This window comes from Mesorhizobium sp. M1A.T.Ca.IN.004.03.1.1 (assembly GCF_003997555.1).
Taxonomy (GTDB): Bacteria; Pseudomonadota; Alphaproteobacteria; order Rhizobiales; family Rhizobiaceae; genus Mesorhizobium.
In genome coordinates this window covers 1-263 of the sequence record NZ_RZTV01000487.1, presented here as the reverse complement: position 1 = coordinate 263, position 263 = coordinate 1, and the positions used below count along the sequence as shown (strand labels likewise).

Genomic DNA, 263 nt, shown 5'->3' with positions numbered 1-263 from the left:
GGTCTTCCCTTCGCTATGGATATGATGGATAAGGTCCGCCTGGCCGCAAAGTGAACTCAGGATACTACCGCGCGCCGCCTATTCCACCGGACATCCCGACATGAGCGCGGCGATCGTCGCCGCTACCGACCAATTTCGCGAATTTCCTCAAAAATAATTTTGCCGGTGAAGTCGATGAGGCCTGCGATTCTCCAGTCGCGGACCGGGCGATTCGTACCTTTCCGCCTCTCCTACCCCGCGCACCACACGCCATCGCCCGGCGC

At 59.7% G+C, this 263-nt stretch carries 1 pseudogene; it reads left to right on the top strand.

Going from position 1 to position 263, the window contains the following annotated elements:
- Nucleotides 1–37: 37 nt before the first annotated feature.
- Nucleotides 38–157, top strand: a pseudogene (locus tag EOD29_RS37650) (prolyl aminopeptidase); the annotation flags it as partial.
- Nucleotides 158–263: the final 106 nt, after the last annotated feature.